20 protein-coding genes are annotated in these 19059 nt (G+C 40.6%); 18 read left to right on the top strand and 2 right to left on the bottom strand.

Annotation, left to right across the window (positions count from 1 at the left end; translation table 11 throughout):
- Positions 1 to 163: 163 nt before the first annotated feature.
- From yidC to ACP8HG_RS16870, 9 genes are all read left to right on the top strand, one after another.
- Entirely contained in the window at positions 164 to 928 is a 765-nt protein-coding gene (gene yidC, locus ACP8HG_RS16830) for a membrane protein insertase YidC (protein WP_067204084.1), read from the top strand.
- On the top strand, positions 925 to 1680 hold the full coding sequence (jag, locus tag ACP8HG_RS16835; protein ID WP_067204087.1) for an RNA-binding cell elongation regulator Jag/EloR: 756 nt from the start codon (positions 925 to 927) through the stop codon (positions 1678 to 1680). The genes yidC and jag overlap by 4 nt, the downstream gene beginning before the upstream one ends.
- A gap of 197 nt (positions 1681 to 1877) precedes the next feature.
- Complete coding sequence (gene mnmE, locus ACP8HG_RS16840; RefSeq protein ID WP_067204090.1) at positions 1878 to 3263, top strand: tRNA uridine-5-carboxymethylaminomethyl(34) synthesis GTPase MnmE; 1386 nt, start codon at positions 1878 to 1880, stop codon at positions 3261 to 3263.
- A 117-nt stretch (positions 3264 to 3380) separates the two neighbouring features.
- Positions 3381 to 5270, top strand: coding sequence for a tRNA uridine-5-carboxymethylaminomethyl(34) synthesis enzyme MnmG (gene mnmG, locus ACP8HG_RS16845; protein ID WP_067204093.1), 1890 nt, complete (start codon positions 3381 to 3383; stop codon positions 5268 to 5270).
- Positions 5271 to 5466: 196 nt separating this feature from the next.
- A complete protein-coding gene (gene rsmG / locus ACP8HG_RS16850; RefSeq protein ID WP_067204096.1) occupies positions 5467 to 6183 on the top strand; it encodes a 16S rRNA (guanine(527)-N(7))-methyltransferase RsmG in 717 nt (238 codons plus the stop codon).
- 94 nt (positions 6184 to 6277) lie between these two features.
- Positions 6278 to 7141, top strand: a complete 864-nt coding sequence (noc, locus tag ACP8HG_RS16855) for a nucleoid occlusion protein (RefSeq protein ID WP_067204099.1) — start codon at positions 6278 to 6280, stop codon at positions 7139 to 7141.
- 195 nt (positions 7142 to 7336) lie between these two features.
- Positions 7337 to 8098: a ParA family protein gene (locus ACP8HG_RS16860; protein WP_067204101.1), complete on the top strand. Its 762-nt coding sequence runs from the start codon at positions 7337 to 7339 to the stop codon at positions 8096 to 8098.
- The gene (locus tag ACP8HG_RS16865) at positions 8091 to 8930 is read left to right on the top strand and encodes a ParB/RepB/Spo0J family partition protein (RefSeq protein ID WP_067204104.1); all 840 of its coding nucleotides are present in this window, start codon (positions 8091 to 8093) and stop codon (positions 8928 to 8930) included. Before ACP8HG_RS16860 ends, ACP8HG_RS16865 begins: the two co-directional genes overlap by 8 nt.
- Before the next feature lie 278 nt (positions 8931 to 9208).
- Complete coding sequence (locus tag ACP8HG_RS16870) at positions 9209 to 9913, top strand: DUF554 domain-containing protein (RefSeq protein ID WP_438298671.1); 705 nt, start codon at positions 9209 to 9211, stop codon at positions 9911 to 9913.
- Here the strand turns inward: ACP8HG_RS16870 and yyaC are convergent.
- Positions 9824 to 10465 (bottom strand): spore protease YyaC, encoded by a 642-nt coding sequence (yyaC, locus tag ACP8HG_RS16875; RefSeq protein ID WP_187046284.1) that lies wholly within the window; start codon positions 10463 to 10465, stop codon positions 9824 to 9826. The two genes, ACP8HG_RS16870 and yyaC, sit on opposite strands and share 90 nt — an antisense overlap.
- Positions 10466 to 10539: 74 nt before the next feature.
- On the opposite strand from yyaC, the gene ACP8HG_RS16880 reads away from it, so the two are divergent.
- The 3 genes from ACP8HG_RS16880 to ychF all read left to right on the top strand — a co-directional run bounded on the left by ACP8HG_RS16880 (position 10540) and on the right by ychF (position 12899).
- On the top strand, positions 10540 to 11430 hold the full coding sequence (locus tag ACP8HG_RS16880) for a mechanosensitive ion channel family protein (RefSeq protein ID WP_438297268.1): 891 nt from the start codon (positions 10540 to 10542) through the stop codon (positions 11428 to 11430).
- 4 nt (positions 11431 to 11434) lie between these two features.
- Positions 11435 to 11632, top strand: coding sequence for a DUF951 domain-containing protein (locus tag ACP8HG_RS16885; RefSeq protein WP_438297270.1), 198 nt, complete (start codon positions 11435 to 11437; stop codon positions 11630 to 11632).
- Positions 11633 to 11798: 166 nt separating this feature from the next.
- A complete protein-coding gene (ychF, locus tag ACP8HG_RS16890; protein ID WP_067204112.1) occupies positions 11799 to 12899 on the top strand; it encodes a redox-regulated ATPase YchF in 1101 nt (366 codons plus the stop codon).
- A 674-nt stretch (positions 12900 to 13573) separates the two neighbouring features.
- On the opposite strand, the gene ACP8HG_RS16895 is transcribed toward ychF, so the two are convergent.
- Positions 13574 to 14155 (bottom strand): DUF3267 domain-containing protein, encoded by a 582-nt coding sequence (locus ACP8HG_RS16895; protein WP_438297272.1) that lies wholly within the window; start codon positions 14153 to 14155, stop codon positions 13574 to 13576.
- A gap of 148 nt (positions 14156 to 14303) precedes the next feature.
- On the opposite strand from ACP8HG_RS16895, the gene rpsF reads away from it, so the two are divergent.
- The 6 genes from rpsF (at position 14304) to rplI (ending at position 19056) form a co-directional block, all read left to right on the top strand.
- The gene (gene rpsF / locus ACP8HG_RS16900) at positions 14304 to 14591 is read left to right on the top strand and encodes a 30S ribosomal protein S6 (protein WP_067204117.1); all 288 of its coding nucleotides are present in this window, start codon (positions 14304 to 14306) and stop codon (positions 14589 to 14591) included.
- A 59-nt stretch (positions 14592 to 14650) separates the two neighbouring features.
- Positions 14651 to 15196 carry a single-stranded DNA-binding protein gene (gene ssb / locus ACP8HG_RS16905; RefSeq protein WP_067204120.1) on the top strand — a complete coding sequence of 182 codons (546 nt, stop codon included), beginning with the start codon at positions 14651 to 14653 and terminating at the stop codon, positions 15194 to 15196.
- 43 nt (positions 15197 to 15239) lie between these two features.
- Positions 15240 to 15476, top strand: a complete 237-nt coding sequence (rpsR, locus tag ACP8HG_RS16910; RefSeq protein WP_067204122.1) for a 30S ribosomal protein S18 — start codon at positions 15240 to 15242, stop codon at positions 15474 to 15476.
- Between the two features lie 80 nt (positions 15477 to 15556).
- Positions 15557 to 16618 (top strand): YybS family protein, encoded by a 1062-nt coding sequence (locus ACP8HG_RS16915; RefSeq protein WP_438297275.1) that lies wholly within the window; start codon positions 15557 to 15559, stop codon positions 16616 to 16618.
- Between the two features lie 12 nt (positions 16619 to 16630).
- Entirely contained in the window at positions 16631 to 18607 is a 1977-nt protein-coding gene (locus ACP8HG_RS16920) for a DHH family phosphoesterase (protein WP_067204127.1), read from the top strand.
- The gene (gene rplI / locus ACP8HG_RS16925) at positions 18607 to 19056 is read left to right on the top strand and encodes a 50S ribosomal protein L9 (RefSeq protein WP_187046287.1); all 450 of its coding nucleotides are present in this window, start codon (positions 18607 to 18609) and stop codon (positions 19054 to 19056) included. The genes ACP8HG_RS16920 and rplI overlap by 1 nt, the downstream gene beginning before the upstream one ends.
- Positions 19057 to 19059: the final 3 nt, after the last annotated feature.

Genomic DNA, 19059 nt, shown 5'->3' on the forward strand with positions numbered 1-19059 from the left:
CAGGGGTCGAAACCCCTACTGAAAATTAAGGAACTCTGGCTAAAATCGCCGCGTACTGCGGCAACGCCTGAGTAACCAACATCCTGTTGGCCAAAAGCCTCCAGCGGATGTCACAGATTTTGAAGAGAATTAATTGAATAAGATAAGATTTGGGGGAACTGATTTGAAAAAGAAGTTAGCATTAATCCTTATACTGACGGCATTGTCGGTATTTCTTGCGGGATGTTCGGAATTCCAACAACCGATTTACGAGGACAGTGAAGGATTTTGGAACAAATTTGTCGTCTGGCCGTTAGTTTCCCTAATAACGACATTTAAAGACATACTCGGTACATACGGGTACGGTATTGTTGCAGTTACAATCATCATTCGACTTGTCTTGCTTCCATTAATGATCAAACAGACAAAAAGTTCAAAACGGATGCAGGAAATCCAACCTGAACTGAAAGCACTCAAAGAGAAATACAAATCAAAAGACGCAGTTACACAACAAAAGTACCGTGAAGAAATGCAAAAAATTATGTCGGAACGAAAAATCAATCCGGCGGCAGGCTGTTTACCAGTCTTAATCCAAATGCCAATTCTATTCGGTTTCTATCATGCGATCAGCCGAATGAATGTCACATACGATATTGGAAACTTCTTATGGTTTGAACTTGCAGCGCCAAGTATTACACTTGCAGTTTTAGCAGGAGCTATGCAGTTTATCGTTTTACGTACAGGTCCTGCAATGGACAACCCACAGATGAAAGTAATGATGTATATCATGCCGTTTATGATTATGATCTTCGGTTCATTCTTACCAGCAGCACTTTCACTTTACTGGGTAATCGGTAATATCATTTCAATTATCCAAAACATCTTCATTTACAAACCATTTAAGAAAAAGGAAGTGGAACTTGTAAAAGTGGGAGGGAAACGGAAATGACAAGGACGACGCGAAGGGGAACCACGGTTGAATTAGCGATTTCATCAGCATTGACAGTACTTGGCGTTACGCGTGATGAAGTAAAAGTCGAAGTGATCAATCAAGGGAGAAAAGGATTTCTAGGTTTCGGTGCAAAAGAAGCTGAAGTAACCGTAACTATTATGAACTTTGAAGAACCTTCCGTCCTTGAAGAAGCAAAACCTCTAATGGAGATACAGCCAACTGAGATTGAAGTTATTAGTGAATCTGTTAAACCTCCTGTGGAGAAAGAGGAAGTCCAAATTGAAGGATTGTCTGATGAAACTGCGATAGAAGAAACAGAAAACTATTTAAAAATGATTGCAATTGGAATGGGTGTCGATGACATTCAAATCAGCCATGAAATCAAAGGTAAATATGTTACTTTCCAAATGGAAAGTGCAAAAGCTGCATTACTGATTGGAAAACGAGGACAAACGTTAAATGCACTCCAGCAATTATCGCAACTTGTAACAAACAAATTGGCGAGTCAATTCAAGGTCGTCCGGGTAGATATCGGTGATTATCGGGAGCGTCGCGAACAATCTTTGGAACAATTAGCAGAACGAATGGCTGATAAAGCAGTTCGTACAGGGAAAAGAATCCAGTTAGAACCGATGGCTTCCTATGAAAGGAAAGTCATCCATAATGCTTTATCACGGCGCATGGATATTGAAACATATTCAGAGGGCTCTGATCCATTCAGGTATTTAGTCATAGAATCTGTTAGGTGAAAAAAAGTCCCGCAAAGACGAACGCTGTCTCTGCGGGACTTTTTTGTATTATATTGTAAAGATATCTTAACTTATCCACATTATTTAAATTGCGACACTAGGAGGATGGATGGATTTGTGATAATATATTATGTTAGATAGTCGTGTCGGAAATAGGTTATCCACATGTGAGTAACCAAGTCAGGAAGGTGAAAAACGTGCATTTTGATACAATAGCTGCCATCTCTACTCCAATGGGGGAAGGTGCAATTGCCATCGTCAGGTTAAGTGGGGACGAAGCTGTCCAAATAGCGGATCGTATTTTCCGTTCACCGTCTGGTAAGAGGCTAAATGAAGAACAATCACATACAATCCATTATGGTCATTTAATAGATCCATCAACTGAGGAAACTGTCGAAGAAGTAATGGTTTCTCTCATGAAAGCACCAAAAACATTTACACGTGAAGACGTCGTAGAAGTGAACTGTCATGGAGGAATTGTTGCGGTCACCCGTGTTCTTCAATTAGTGCTCAAGCAAGGGGCGCGTCTTGCAGAACCCGGTGAATTCACAAAACGTGCATTCCTTAATGGACGAATTGATTTGTCTCAAGCCGAAGCGGTCATGGATCTTATTCGTGCGAAGACAGACCGTGCCATGAATGTTGCACTCAATCAGATGGAAGGAAAACTTTCTCGGTTAATCGGGGGATTGCGACAAGCGCTTATTGAAACGTTGGCGCAAGTTGAAGTAAATATCGATTATCCGGAGTACGACGACGTCGAAGAAATGACAATCCCGCTAATGATTGAAAAAAGTATGTGGGTGAGAAATGAAATTGATAAGTTGTTGAAAACTTCATCTCAAGGGAAAATTCTGCGAGAAGGTCTATCTACTGTTATTATTGGTAGACCCAATGTAGGGAAGTCTTCCTTACTAAATAGCATCATTCAAGAAAATAAAGCAATCGTAACCGACATTGCGGGGACGACGCGTGATATTATTGAAGAGTACGTTAATGTGCGAGGTGTTCCACTTCGTCTTGTCGATACAGCTGGAATCAGAGAAACAGAAGATATTGTGGAACGAATCGGCGTCGAAAAATCGAGGAAAGTGTTGAAGGAAGCGGATTTAATTCTACTCGTCCTTAACAGTTCTGAAGAGTTATCGATAGAAGACGAACGACTATTTGAAGTGGTATCGGGAATGGATACAATCTTTGTTATCAATAAAACCGATCTTCCACAAAAAATTGACATGCAAAAAGTGATGGAACATGCCGGAACGGGCAAAGTTGTCACGACCTCTCTCGTGAAAGACGAAGGGGTAGATGAACTGGAAGAAGCAATTGCCGGACTCTTTTTCGAAGGAAATCTTGAATCAGGCGATTTCACATATGTATCGAATGCACGACATATCGCACTATTACACAATGCGCGTGCCACGATTGAAGACGCACTCGCGGCTGCTGAAGCAGGTGTTCCAGTCGATATGATTCAAATTGACGTTACACGGACGTGGGAAATTCTTGGTGAAATTATCGGAGACACGGTCCAAGACGGTCTACTCAATGAACTATTTTCTCAATTCTGCCTCGGAAAATAAAATAAGATAAGTGTTCAACAAGAGTGAATGGAAAGAGGGGGCCTGCCTAGCGCAGTAGCCCGCTTCTACTTTTCATCGAGCTTTTTGAATGACTTTAATAGAAAGAAGGAAAAGAACATGCCCAAATTTGAAGCAGGCACGTTCGATGTTATTGTTATTGGAGCTGGCCATGCGGGAGTTGAGGCGGCACTTTCCGCTGCCAAAATGGGTGCAACAACGCTCGTACTTACAATGAACCTCGACATGATCGCCTTTATGCCATGTAATCCGTCACTCGGTGGTCCCGCTAAAGGGATTGTCGTCCGTGAAATTGATGCACTGGGCGGTGCAATGGGGAAAGTAATTGATAAAACACACATTCAAATGCGGATGTTGAATACAGGCAAAGGACCAGCAGTACGAGCGCTTCGTGCGCAAGCTGATAAAGTCCTTTACCAGTCGGAAATGAAACGTCTCCTGGAAGAACAGGAAAATCTACTACTTCACCAAGGTGTTGTAGAAGAACTAATCGTGGAAGACGATGAAATAAAAGGTGTACTTACGCAAGTCGGTGCAATTTACCGTGCGAAGACAGTCATTATTACAACGGGGACATTCCTGCGCGGTGAAGTTATTATTGGTAACCTGAAATATTCAAGTGGACCGAATAACCAAATGCCTTCAATTAAACTTGCAGACAATATTCGCGAACTTGGCTTTGACATGGTGCGATTCAAAACAGGGACACCACCCCGTGTGAATAGCAGAACAATTGATTATAGCAAAACTGAAATCCAACCGGGAGATGATACAGCGTGGGCATTCAGTTATGAAACGACTGAATTTATCACTGATCAACTACCATGTTGGCTGACATATACATCGCCAAGAACACATGAACTTATTAATGAAAACCTTCACTTGTCACCGATGTATTCCGGGATGATTAAAGGGAAAGGGCCCCGCTATTGCCCATCAATTGAAGATAAAATTGTACGATTTGCTGATAAATCACGTCATCAGATTTTCCTTGAGCCCGAAGGCCGTAATACGCAAGAAGTGTATGTCCAAGGATTATCGACAAGTTTGCCGGAACACGTTCAAAAACAATTGATTGCAAGCGTACCAGGACTTGAAAATGCGGAAATGATGCGTGCAGGTTATGCAATTGAGTATGATGCAATTGTCCCTACGCAACTATGGCCTACACTTGAAACAAAAAGAATTCGTAATTTATATACAGCTGGTCAGCTTAACGGTACATCTGGCTATGAAGAGGCAGCAGGTCAAGGAATCATGGCGGGTATAAATGCAGCTTCCCGTGCTCTCGGGAAAGAAGAACGTGTCCTCGGACGTGCTGACGCATATATAGGTGTCCTTATTGATGATCTTGTTACAAAAGGGACAAGCGAGCCATATAGACTTCTGACATCACGTGCCGAATACCGACTGTTGTTGCGTCATGATAATGCGGATATGCGCCTGACTGAAATTGGGTACCAAATAGGGATGATTAGTGAAGAACGACATGATGCGCATATTATTAAAAAGCAACAGATTGAAGAAGAAATTGCCAGACTGCGAAAAGTGACGATTAAGCCTAATAGTGATGTTCAAGACATCATACGTGAAACAGGCGGCTCAGAACTTAGAGAGCCGATGAAAGCAGCAGACCTTCTAAAACGTCCTGAAATAAAATATAGCCAGATAGAAAGAATGGTTCCACCAGAAGAAAAGAAATCAAAAGAAGTAGAAGAGCAAGTTGAAATCTTCATTAAGTATGAAGGTTATATTGAGAAATCATTGCAACAAGTAGATAAAATGAAAAAACTAGAAAACAAAAAAATACCCGATAATATCGACTATAATGCAATATCCGGAATCGCGACGGAAGCTAAAAGTGTACTAAGCGAAGTAAGACCATTATCCATTGCACAAGCATCTCGTATATCCGGCGTTAATCCAGCCGATATTTCAATTCTTCTTGTCTATATCGAACAAGGAAGAATAGCCAAAATTTCGGGTTAAATTAGCTAATGCGGTCTTGTGTTATGTTAGTTAATACAAGCCGCTTACGCTTTTCTTATTGTCTAGGCTCCAGGCGTCAGCTCCTCGGGGGCACAAGTCTTTTTACTACGGCGGCTGTAGTACGCCTCCTACGTAAACAGTCTTGTGCCTGTCGGGGCTGAACGACGCCTTACGCTTTTCTTAAGGGGGAATATTGATGAATGTTGCACAATTTATACAAGCTTTAAAAGAACAAGGTATTGAATTGAGTGAAACGCAAATAGCTCAGTTTAACCAGTATTTTAAACTCTTGGTAGAGTGGAATGAAAAGATGAACTTGACAGCGATTACAGATGCGCCCTCAGTTTATTTAAAACACTTCTATGATTCTATATCCGCGGCTTTTTATATTAATTTGAATGAACCAAAAACAATTTGTGACGTAGGCGCGGGAGCTGGATTTCCAAGTATTCCTTTGAAAATTTGTTTTCCAAACTTAGACGTGACTATTGTGGATTCATTAAATAAAAGAATTGGTTTTCTGAAAGTATTAGCTGAAGAACTTCAGCTAGAAAATGTGCATTTCGTTCATGCAAGAGCTGAGGACTTCGGACAAGACTCCAAGTATCGTGAAAAGTTCGATATCGTCACTGCTCGTGCGGTTGCACGTCTGTCTGTCTTAGCTGAATTATGTATACCACTAGCTAAAAAAGGTGGAATCTTCATTGCGATGAAGGGAGCAGCCGCAGAAGACGAACTTTTAGATGCAAAAAAAGCACTTTCTGTTCTCGGGGCTACCATTAAAAAACAATACTCATTTATTTTGCCAATTGAAAATAGTGAACGAAATATCTTTGTTTTTGATAAAGAGAAAATCACTCCTAAAAAATATCCTCGTAAACCAGGCATTCCGAATAAAATGCCAATTCAGTGAACTGTTTCACGTGGAACAATGAGTAAAGAGGATATACTATCGCCATGCCGAATTAGTAGAATTAGGGAGCAGTATTGAAAAGGTGGTGCCGGGAATGAAAAGTCCGTTTTCACGATTTTTTGGGAGTGGAGATAAAGAATTAGATCCACTAGTAGTGGAAGAGGTTCATCACGAAGTAATTGAACAGGTGAAAATCGAGTTAATAAATCCAAATAAATTTCAACCGCGTACAATATTTTCTGAAGATAAGATTGAAGAACTTGCGAGGACAATCCATACGCATGGTGTCATTCAACCAATCGTCATTCGGAAAATGGGTGAAGAAAATTATGAAATCATCGCTGGAGAGCGTAGATATCGAGCAATGAAAAAATTGGGATGGTCGGAAGTACCGGCGATCATTCGAAACCTTGATGATAAAGAAACTGCATCCATTGCACTTATTGAAAACTTACAGCGTGAAGAATTGACTGCAATTGAAGAGGCATATGCCTATGAAAAACTTCTTGAACTTCATTCCTTAACACAGGAAGCGTTAGCGCAAAGACTAGGAAAAGGTCAGTCAACTGTTGCTAATAAATTGCGTTTACTGAAATTACCCGATGAAATCAAGAATGGAATATTAACAAAAGAAATATCGGAGCGACATGCAAGAGCACTTATTCCAATTAAGGACAGCGAATTACAGTCACAACTTTTTAAGGAAGTAATTGAACAGCAGTTGAATGTCAAACAACTAGAAGCCAGAATCTTTCAGGTTTTACACCCTCCAGAGAATGTAAAAGATAAAAAGACAGCACCTCGGAGAAAATCGGTAAGTAAAGATGTACGAATTGCTCTTAATACTATTAGACAATCACTAGTTCTCGTTACTAAAAGTGGGATAGATGTAAAAACAGAAGAAGAAGATTCAGATGATTTTTATATAATAACTGTTAAAATACCGAAAAAGAAATAAGAAAAGTCCAAGTGCCTTGATAGACCTGAAAAACTTATACTTTCTTATTTTTTAACAAAAGACTCTTGCTTCACATGGCAAGAGTCTTTTTTCTACATATTTCTCTACAAAAAATGTTTTTTTTGTTAAACTAGAAGAAGTTACAAAATTGAAAGAATAAAAGAATAATAAAAGTGCAGGAAAGCAGGTGCAGGTGTGGGCAGAATTATAGCGATAGCCAATCAAAAGGGAGGCGTCGGAAAAACGACAACATCCGTAAATCTAAGTGCTTGCCTTGCTCATATAGGCAAAAAAGTTCTTTTGATTGATACCGATCCGCAAGGGAATGCAACGAGCGGGGTAGGCGTTAACAAGGGGGAAGTCCAACAATGCATTTATGATATTCTAATAGATGATGTTAATATAAAAGATGTTATTCGTTCGACTAAAGTAGAAAACCTTGATATCGTGCCGGCAACTATATCCCTAGCAGGCGCAGAAATTGAGCTAGTTTCAACTATATCCAGAGAAGTACGGATGAAACATGCTATTCAGGAAGCGAAAGATCTGTATGACTACATCATTATCGACTGTCCACCGTCACTTGGTTTACTAACAATAAATGCACTGACCGCGGCTGATTCAATTATCATCCCAGTCCAGTGCGAGTATTATGCGCTTGAAGGTTTAAGTCAACTACTAAGTACGATTCGGCTTGTTCAAAAACATTTAAATGAAGACTTAATGATTGATGGCGTCTTACTTACGATGTTCGATGCAAGAACAAATTTAGGGATTCAAGTGATAGATGAAGTGAAAAAGTATTTTCAAGATAAAGTATACAAAACGATTATTCCAAGAAATGTACGATTGAGTGAGGCACCGAGTCATGGAGAACCGATTATCATTTATGATTCAAGATCACGTGGTGCAGAAGTATACTTAGATCTGGCAAAGGAAGTGGTTCGCAATGGCTAAAGGTCTTGGAAAAGGATTAAATGCTTTATTTCCTGGAGAGTCACTAGCGAAAGTAGAGTCTGTCGAACACATTCATGTGAAAAGTATTAAGGCCAATCCGTACCAACCAAGGAAAGTATTTGATGAAAATGCTATTCAAGAGTTGAGTGCTTCCATTAAAGAACATGGTATTCTTCAACCAATTATTCTTCGGAAAATGGGAACGGCCTACGAAATTGTTGTAGGTGAGAGACGATTCCGTGCAGCACAAATGGCAGGCCTAACTGAAGTTCCAGCGGTTGTCCGTATCTTGACGGACGAAGAAACAATGGAGTTTGCGATTCTTGAAAACTTACAGCGGGAAGACCTAACGCCAATAGAAGAGGCTGAAGCTTATCAAAGCCTCATGGAAAATCTAGGTCTTACACAGGAACAACTAGCATTTAGACTCGGTAAAAGTAGACCTCACATCGCAAACCATGTCCGTTTACTTTCATTGCCTGAAAAAGTAAGAAATTATATTACTGTAGGTAAAATTTCTATGGGGCATGGTCGAACATTACTTGGTCTACGTAAGAAAGAACAAATCGCTTTAGTGGCAGAACGGCTACTAAGAGAAGGACTTAACGTCCGCCAATTAGAAAAGCTGGTTCAAAAAATGAATGAGGATGTTCCACGTGAAACTAAACCAGAAAAGCGTAAAGACTTATTCCTTGCCGAGCGGGAGTCAAATCTGCGTGATTATTTCGGGACAAACGTATCAATAAAGAAAACAAAAAATAAAGGTAAAATTGAAATCGAATTCTTCTCTGAAGATGATCTCGAACGTATTCTCGAATTATTGAACGAATAAGGATGTACCTATTTTGCCGACTGTGCAAAATAGGTTTTATTTTTAACTTTACTCAGCGGGAATCCAACCCCGCTGAATTGTAGAACTAAGGCTAAGATCGCCGCGTCCTGCGGCAACGCCTGAGTAACCAACAGGGAGGAATGAACTGAAGTTCCTCCTCGTTGGCCCAAAGCCTCCGGCGGATGTCACAGATTTTGAAGGGAGTTAATTGAGCAAGCTCAATTAAAAATCTGGACGCAAATACGCCTCGACGTATTTGATTGAGAGGAAGTGAAAAAGTGATTTTATTTGGAACAGTTGTGAATGTTCTTTTAATAGTTGCAGGTGCGTTCATAGGAAGATTTCTACATAATATACCCGAGCGGATGAAAGAGACTGTCATGTATGGAATTGGGCTTGCGGTTGCTGTCATTGGCATACAAATGACTTTTGAAAGTACGCAAATACTGATTGTTATTATCAGTATTGTCGTTGGTGCAGTAATTGGTGAGTGGACGGATCTCGATAAGAAAGTGAATGATCTGGGACACTGGATGGAGAGCAAGATACCAGCAAGTGATAAAGGTCCGGGCATTGCGCAAGGGTTTGTTACAGCTACGTTGATTTTTGTTGTTGGATCGATGGCCATTATCGGTGCTATCGATAGCGGTCTGAGAAATGATCATGATGTCCTCGTCATGAAAGGGATTATTGATGGTTTCACTGCTATCATTTTAAGCTCAACGCTAGGTATTGGTGTCGCGTTTGCTGCAATTCCTGTATTTTTTTATCAAGGAATTATCACGTTATTTTCTACTCAAATAAGTCGCTTCGTTCCGGATGATTTACTGAACTTCTTCATCTCTGAAATGACAGCGACAGGTGGATTAATGATTTTGGCTATCGGTTTGAATTTAATTGGTTTGACTAAAGTGAGAGTTGCCAACCTGATTCCAGGTATCCTTGTTGTTGGAGTTGCTGTTACTATCGTACACTTCTTTTGATTTAAGACGCCCGTGTGCAAGTTGCAATGCCCGAGCAATAGTGCGGCTCATCTCGTATGGAAGGTAGAGGCGAGTACTTTGCAAAACGGCATGTTCCATGAACCCGGCGATATTGACTATGCCTTTAATGGATACGTCCCCAACTGGGGGTAGCTCCTTACCGACTGCCTTGCCAGGGTGTATAGGTCCACTATTGAAAAGTAATTGTCCGATAGAACTTACTTGTCCTAGGCATGCATCAATTGCTACGATGAAAGCAGTGGGATTAGTGAGTCTGGTTTCATCAATATGCTGTTGTAGATTTAAGGCATGTAATGGACTTTCCAATGTCCCGATTACAGTGAATGGGAACAGGGGAGACTCGGAAAGGAAAGAACCGGTAAGTGGCCCTAGCGAGTCACCGGTAGATCGATCGGTTCCGATGCAGAAAAAAGTGAGATCTTGGGTTTCGAATGGAATGTGCTGGAGGAATAATGAACTGAGTTTCCAAACGGCACCTGTCTCCTTATGGTGAATGCGATAATCATATGGTGTAGAAAGAGTAGATCGCATGAAAAAACTCCATTTCTTTTTTTATAACTCAGTCTACGCTTGCAAGTGATTTATTATACGAAAGGAAGAGGATTGTGGCAGTAATCATAAATGAGGACATTAAAAAGTTAAAAGAAGATGTTGAAGATGTAGGTAACATACTATTTAGTTCAGAAACTTGGATTGATATTGGTAAGCTTGGATTTAAAGTATTCTTCATTATTTTACTATCCATCATTGTAGTCAAAATAGGTAAAAGTGTTATTAGCCGCGCATTCAAGGTGAAACTAAGAGGTGCCTTGCGACAATCAGAGCGACGCGAGACAACGTTAATAAAGCTGCTTCAAAACACATTGTCATATGTCGTCTATTTCGCAGCAATTTTAGCGATTCTTTCTGCTTTTACAATCAATGTTGCAGGAATTCTTGCAGGGGCGGGAGTATTAGGCTTGGCAGTCGGATTTGGTGCCCAAAGTCTTGTGAAGGATATCATTAGTGGTTTCTTCATTATTTTTGAAGACCAATTTTCTGTTGGCGATTATGTTCAAATTGGTGTGGCGGTTGGAACGGTTGAAGAAATTGGTCTTCGTACGACAAAAATTAGTGCATATGGCGGGGAAGTACATATCATCCCGAACGGAAATATTACAGAGGTCGTAAACTACTCAATTAATAATTCACTGGCTATAGTGGATATTAGACTTGGATATGAAACGGATATCGCCAAAACAGAAAAACTGTTGGAAACGTATCTTGCAAACTTATCTGTTGGATATGAAGCACTGATATCACAGCCAACTATCGTAGGCGTACAAGATTTGGGAGCGTCTGAAATTGTCATGAGAATTACAGCAGAAACCCAGCCTGTTATGCAATACGCAATTGCAAGGCAATTACGCAAGGACTTGAAAACATTCCTGGATCAGAACGGTATTGAAATACCGTATCCGAAAATGGTTATGTATCAACCGAAAAATGAGGTGTGAATAAATGGCGGAAAAAGTTTTTGGGCTAAATGACATTGTTGAAATGAAAAAGCAGCATCCATGCGGAACGAACGCGTGGAAAATTATTCGGATGGGGGCGGATATCCGCATTAAGTGCGAGGGATGCGGTCACAGCGTAATGATTCCACGTAATGAATTTGCGAAGAAGATGAAAAAGCTGCTTGTAAAGGCTGAATCTTAAGCTGTTCAGATTCCAGGCGTTCCGCTAGCAGATGGACAACTAGGCCTGCTGTCCTTATAATGGAAGAGTTGCATATGGGATGTATGAGTAAAAGAATTAACATATAATGGAGGCTTCTTTAAGCGAAAGTACCGCTTAAAAAGCTAAATGAAAGGTTGTGGAACGAATGGCATTAACAGCTGGAATCGTCGGTCTACCAAACGTAGGTAAATCTACACTATTCAATGCGATTACAAAAGCGGGGGCAGAGGCGGCAAACTATCCGTTCTGTACAATTGATCCGAACGTTGGAATCGTTGAAGTACCTGATGAAAGACTAGATAAACTTACAGAATTAGTAACACCGAAAAAAACAGTACCGACTGCATTTGAGTTTACAGACATCGCAGGAATTGTTGAAGGAGCAAGCAAAGGTGAAGGGCTAGGGAATAAATTCCTTATGCACATCCGTGAAGTGGATGCAATCTGTCAGGTTGTCCGTTGCTTCGTAGACGAAAATATAACACATGTAGCTGGTAAAGTTGATCCAATCGATGATATCGAAATCATCAATCTTGAATTGATTCTTGCAGATATGGAAGCCGTTGAAAAACGATTGGCACGTGTTACCAAAATGGTGAAACAGAAAGATAAAGTGGCAATGGCAGAAGAGCCAATCTTGATTAGATTAAGAGAAGCATTTGAAAATGAAAAACCTGCTCGTTCTGTTGAGTTTACTGACGAGGAACTTATCCTTGCAAAAGGGATGAACCTTTTGACGATTAAACCGATGCTCTATGTAGCAAACGTTGCGGAAGATGAAGTTGCAGATGCAGACAATAATGAGAATGTTAAAGCTGTCCGCGCATTTGCGGAAAAAGATAGTGCACAAGTAATTGTTGTTTGTGCAAAAATCGAAGAAGAAATGGCTGAACTTGAAGATGATGAAAAAGCGATGTTCCTTGAAGAGTTGGGCATCAAGGAATCGGGCCTCGATCAACTTATCAAAGCATCTTATAAGCTTCTTGGCTTTGCAACATACTTCACAGCGGGCGTACAAGAAGTTCGTGCGTGGACATTCCGTAAAGGGATGAAAGCACCGCAATGTGCTGGAATCATTCACACTGACTTCGAACGCGGCTTCATCCGTGCTGAAACAGTAGCATATGATGACCTAGTTGCAACAGGTTCAATGGCTGCTGCAAAAGAGGCAGGAAAAGTTCGTCTTGAAGGAAAAGAATACATTGTTAAAGACGGCGACGTTATGCTGTTCCGTTTTAACGTTTAAGTACCTATAAATGCTACTTTGGAATGTTACATTCCAGTACGTCTGTTGCTTAGCCAAAAGTAACCAGAAAATAACTTGATCACACTGGGTGCTACGTGCAACGTTGTACTTGGATTGCTTTGGTTTGAACGACTACTCTATCATTATCGAGATGTCTGGATGTGTAGGGATGCGACTTGGTCGCATCCCTACACATTTTTTTTCGGTAATCGTATGGTGGTCCTTCTTCCGCCGCGCTCCAAATTCATAAGTATACGTAGTTCTGAAGCTTTTTGGGACGAAAGAATAGCTGGAGAAAAGCCGCCAAAGATGCAATTTTGGCGGCTGATGCTTTCTATATAGTTTTTTCTTTTTTTTATTAAAGAAGTATTACTCTCAAGTATGCATCACATAATTAGATGTATACTTTTTGTTGAAAGTAAGCAAGAAGCATATTATACAACGTGCAAGAGTGCCCGAAATTACATCTTCGGGCACTTACACTCACCATAGAATGACATCTACTCTTTTCTTCCAAAACAACTGCATTTTACACTAGGACACCTCAGTAAATCTGACATGAATAGTTCGCCGAAAGCGAGCCGAAAATAGTCCAGTGAAAATAGAGGATATCACCAGTATTTTATGTAAAAAAAGTGGCTAATCGACAGACCTAACATTCCAGAGTGGCATTTTTATTTTTCAATATAGTTCTCCAACTCAATCCTTTTGTCAGGCGAATAGACATAAAGTTTCGGTAATTCAGGATCATCTTTCACAACCCAATCGTCGGGCAGTTCTTTCAACTCCTTATACATAGCGAAGTCGCCAGCTGCCCCGCCTATCAATAAAGCAGACAAGCTGACTAGCAAACCACTTCCAATATAAAGACCGATAACGGCTGGAAGAATACCTGTCGTCCAAAAAGGGAGCAGTAGCGCTTTTCGTATAGCACGGTTTGTCATAAGTTGATCGGTTGTCGCATACGCGATGCCCATTTTTAGATTAACTCCAACAATCATCTTTTTCCATGGGACATCACCAAATACACTGAAGCCAAGCAGGTGAAATAGTTCATGCAGAATGATCAGCAGGATATAGCCTATAATGAAAAAAACAATTGTCCATAAGCTGAGTGAAAACGAAAAATCTCTTTCAATAACAATTTTAAGAAACCATAATAAAAGGAAAGCACTTGCGGTTAAAACTAGGCTGCTCTTAGCCACTTTTGGTAAATCAATCTCAATTATTTTGTCGGGTACAGGAAATTCATTCAATGAAAATCACCTCTATTCAAAAGTATACAAGAAAATAGTTGAAAGATGAATGGAACTGTGCTAATATGTACTGATGTGAGTAATATAATTACTTACTCCTTGCCCGCTGAAATCAGCAGGGCCCAAGTCCATAAGGAGGTGACTACAGATGAGAAAGTACGAAATTATGTACATTATCCGCCCAACAGTAGAAGATGAAGCGAAAAAAGCGTTGATTGAACGTTTTGACGAAGTTCTTCTTTCTAATGGTGCAGAAAACATCGAGTCGAAAGAGTGGGGCAAGCGCCGTCTTGCTTACGAAATCGACGATCTACGTGAAGGTTTCTATCAACTAATTAAGTTGAATGCAGAAACTAAAGCAATCGATGAATTTACACGTCTTGCGAACATCAACGAAGATATTCTTCGTCATATGACTGTCCGCATTGAAGATTAATCCATATATGAATAATGAACAGGTGAAACTTACAAAATGATGAGGGAGGTTGAATTCTAATGATTAACCGAGTTGTTTTAGTAGGGCGATTGACAAAAGATCCTGAACTCAAGTATACACAAACCGGTATTGCTGTTACACGTTTTACGTTAGCAGTAAACCGAGCTTTTCAAAGCGCTTCAGGCGAAAGAGAAGCTGATTTCATCAGTTGTGTTGCTTGGAGAAAACAGGCTGAAAACGTTGCAAACTTCTTGAAAAAGGGAAGTCTTGTCGGAGTAGATGGCCGTATTCAGACGGGCAGCTTTGAAGGACAAGATGGAAAGCGTGTTTATACTACAGAAGTTGTAGCAGACAGCACGCAATTTCTCGAACCGCGCAATGCATCTGGCGAAAATAGATCGGGAGCTGGCGGTGGGGCACCTTACCAAGGTTCTCAACAAAGCGAACAACCGAGCTATCAGAATCAGCAGTCAAACCAACAATACAAACAATCTAACCAGCAATCTCAACAGCCTAATCAGCAAAATTACACACGTACTGACGATGATCCATTCTCGACAGGCGGAGGTCCGATAGAAGTATCGGACGACGACCTGCCGTTCTAAGAATCTACCCGTCATTATGAATTAAGTAAGGAGGGGAACAACTATGGCACCACGTCGTGGAGGAAAGAGACGCCGTAAAGTTTGTTATTTCACATCAAACAACATTACTAAAATCGATTATAAAGATACAGATATGCTTAAGAAATTTATTTCTGAGCGTGGAAAAATCTTGCCTCGCCGGGTAACTGGTACAAGCGCGAAGTATCAGCGTAAACTGACACTTGCAATCAAACGCTCACGTATCATGGCACTTCTTCCATTTAGTTCGGAAGAAAGATAATTTTATTTAGATAGACCGCCTCGTCAGACCGACACAACCGGTATGGGGGCGGTCTTTTTATTCGGGTAAAAGAAGTACATATGTTCTTGGTTTGGTTTAAAAACAATAATCATGATACAATTGAAGCAACTATCCATAGTAATTGGAAGTTAGAAGTATGGATAGAATTAGTCGTCCAGCGAAAGACCGGAGGAATCTATATTATGCAAGACAATGCAAGGAAAATTACGTACGGAGCAATGATGATTGCGCTATTTGCAATCTTGCTTGCGGTATCGTTATATACGCCATTTCTCGGAAATGTCACTATGTTCTTTATTGCGTTACCGATTATTTTGTACAGATTGAAATACGACAGGAACTCGTCCCTTCTTACATTGGCGGCCGGTATCGTGTTGTCATTATTAATCGGAGGTATTCTACTCGTTCCAATCGCTTTCGTTCATGGAATTCTTGGATTCATTATCGGAGAAACCATTGTGAGGGGCAAATCAAAGTTATATATCTTCATGGCTTCTGGACTCACTCTACTTATCACGGGGATGGGCGTTTATGTTGGGGCTGTCCTTTTCTTCGGATTCAATATGATTGATGCATTAATGACGGTTATGGAGGAAACTAAAGAGCAGATGAAGTCGTTCATGGCTAACTATGGCGGGGTACCGGATGGCTATGATGAAGTCGTTACATCAACGTTTCAGATGTACGAGTACACAATTCCATCTATCTTCATCATAAGTATTTTCATGTTAGCTTTCATTCTTCTCACGCTAAACCTTGGAGTTGCCAAGCGACTGGGATTTGAAGTACCCAAGTTTCCACCATTCCGTGAAATGAAACTACCAATGATTGCGGTGATTTTGTACGGAGCAATTCTTCTTATTACGCTCTTTGCAGGTGTGAAGCCGGGCACTAATCTATATCTGATTACCGTCAACGCAACTACTGTTTTGAGATTCTTGTTTCTACTGCAAGGTGTTTCACTTATCCATTACTATGTAAATGAAATGAAGTTACCGAAAGTAGCGACAGTTGTGGCCACGATTTTTGCACTAATGCTGGCTCCGATAACGACGATGCTCGGGATACTTGATACGGGAGTGAATCTACGTGCCTGGCTTAGAAAAGACAAGTCAAAATAAGGGGATGGGACAATGACGTCATTTTTTAGAAAAAGAGCAATACGCTATCCGTTGACGGTATTGTCGATTCTGGGCGTGATGGCGGCAGTGCTCCTGCTCTTATTCCAGTTTTGGCCTGGACTTCTTTTCTCCGTCTTATTTATAGTTACAATGGGATTTACATGGAAAATGGAAGAACAGACTTATATCGAAACAGAGAAACATATCGAAACATTATCGTACAGGATGAAGAAAGTCGGAGAAGAAGCACTTCTTGAATTGCCGATTGGAATTATCCTTATTAATGAAAAAAATATTGTTGAGTGGGCTAACCCGTACGCAGCAAAAGTATTTGCACATCAGGAAACCCTTATCGGAGATGACTTGTTCGATCTATCTGGACAGTTTCATGCGATCTTAAAAAATGAAAAGATAGAAAATAATGTTTTGACGATTGGAGAACAATCGTATAAGGTTTTTTATAAAGCAGAAGAAAAACTTATTTATTTATTTGATATTACGGAGCAACTAGTGATGGAGACTCTTTATTATGCAGACCGTACAGTTCTCGGTATTATTCTTGTCGATAATTATGATGAAGTATCACAGGCAATGGACGATCAGACAAGAAGTCAGCTTAATTCATTGGTAACTTCACTTGTAAATAGCTGGGGAACAACAAATGGGATATTTGTAAAACGAATTGCGACTGATCGTTTCTTGGCTGTCTTTAACGAGGCAACATTGGCTGATTTGGAAAAAACAAAATTCTCGATTTTAGATGACATTCGTGAAACAACTGCTAAGCAGAGTACGGCACTGACACTAAGTATAGGTGTGGGTGTGGGATCTACTTCATTAATCGAATTGGGCGAACTGGCACAGTCGAGTTTAGATCTTGTACTGGGACGCGGCGGTGACCAAGTGGCCATCAAACGTTCTGACGGGAAGTTGAAATTTTATGGCGGTAAAACAAATCCCGTTGAAAAAAGGACCCGTGTTCGTGCAAGAGTCATCTCACATGCGTTGCGAGATCTTATTCAAGGCAGTGATAAAGTATTTATCATGGGTCACAAAATGCCTGACATGGACGCAATCGGTGCAGCAATTGGTGTTCGAAAAATGGCCCGCAAGAATAATATTGAGGGATATGTAGTCGTCAATTTCAATGAACTTGATGGAAGCGTCACACGGCTTATGGACGAAATTAGACGTGATACGGATCTGTTCAATCAATTCATCACGCCCGATGAGGCGCTTTCGATGATTACAGAGAAATCATTGATCATTGTTGTTGATACGCATAAACCGAGTATGGTCATTGATGAACGAGTTATCGATAAAGCAGAGAAGGTTGTCGTCATTGATCACCATCGACGTGGAGAAGAGTTTATCAAGAACACGATGCTTGTCTACATGGAACCATATGCGTCATCCACTGCGGAGCTCGTAACTGAATTAATTGAATACCAGCCTAAACAAGAAAAACTTACGATGCTTGAATCGACAGCCCTTCTAGCGGGTATTATCGTCGATACGAAAAGCTTCACACTCCGCACAGGGGCAAGGACGTTCGAAGCAGCATCGTATCTGCGAACCAATGGAGCAGATACAATACTCGTTCAGCGCCTGTTAAAAGAGGATATCGCTACTTATGTCCTGAGGTCTAAACTGATTGAAACTGTTGAATTGTCCGACGCGGGGATTGCCATTGCAAAAGGAGAGAACCAAGTCGTTTATGGTTCTGTTTTGATAGCTCAAACGGCTGATATTCTTCTTACAATGCAAGGCGTCGCAGCTTCATTCGTCATTGCATCCCGTGCAGATGGTAAAATAGGAATAAGCGCTCGTTCTCTCGGTGAATTGAATGTTCAACTCATCATGGAAGAACTTGGAGGCGGCGGCCATTTGACGAACGCAGCATGCCAGCTCGATGTTGAGTCTGTGGAAGCAGCAAAAGAAATGTTAACGGCTGTACTGAATACAAAGATGGAAAGGGGAAATTCATAATGAAAGTAATCTTATTGAAAGACGTAAAAAGTATTGGAGCAAAAGGTGATGTGAAAGAGGTATCTGTGGGGTACGCACAAAACTTCCTACTGAAAAATAAATTGGCGGTTGAAGCAACGCCAGGGAATATTAGCAGACTTGAAGGTCAAAAAAATCGGGTCGCTAAAGATGCAGCAGAAGAATTAGCAGAAGCAAAAGAGCTAAAAGAGCAAATTGATAAAATTACGGTAGAAATGAAAGCTAAATCTGGTGAAGGTGGAAGGCTATTTGGTTCAATTACAACAAAACAAATTGCTGAAGCATTAAATAAAACTGAAGGTATAAAAGTGGACCGTCGTAAAATGGAATTACCGGATGCAATCCGTGCACTTGGCTTCACGAATGTTCCAATCAGAATTCATCCAGACGTGACGGCAACACTTAAAGTACATGTAGTGGAAGAAGGATAAGGA

Source organism: Sporosarcina sp. FA15 (assembly GCF_051550195.1).
In the GTDB taxonomy this organism is placed as follows: Bacteria; Bacillota; Bacilli; order Bacillales_A; family Planococcaceae; genus Sporosarcina; species Sporosarcina psychrophila.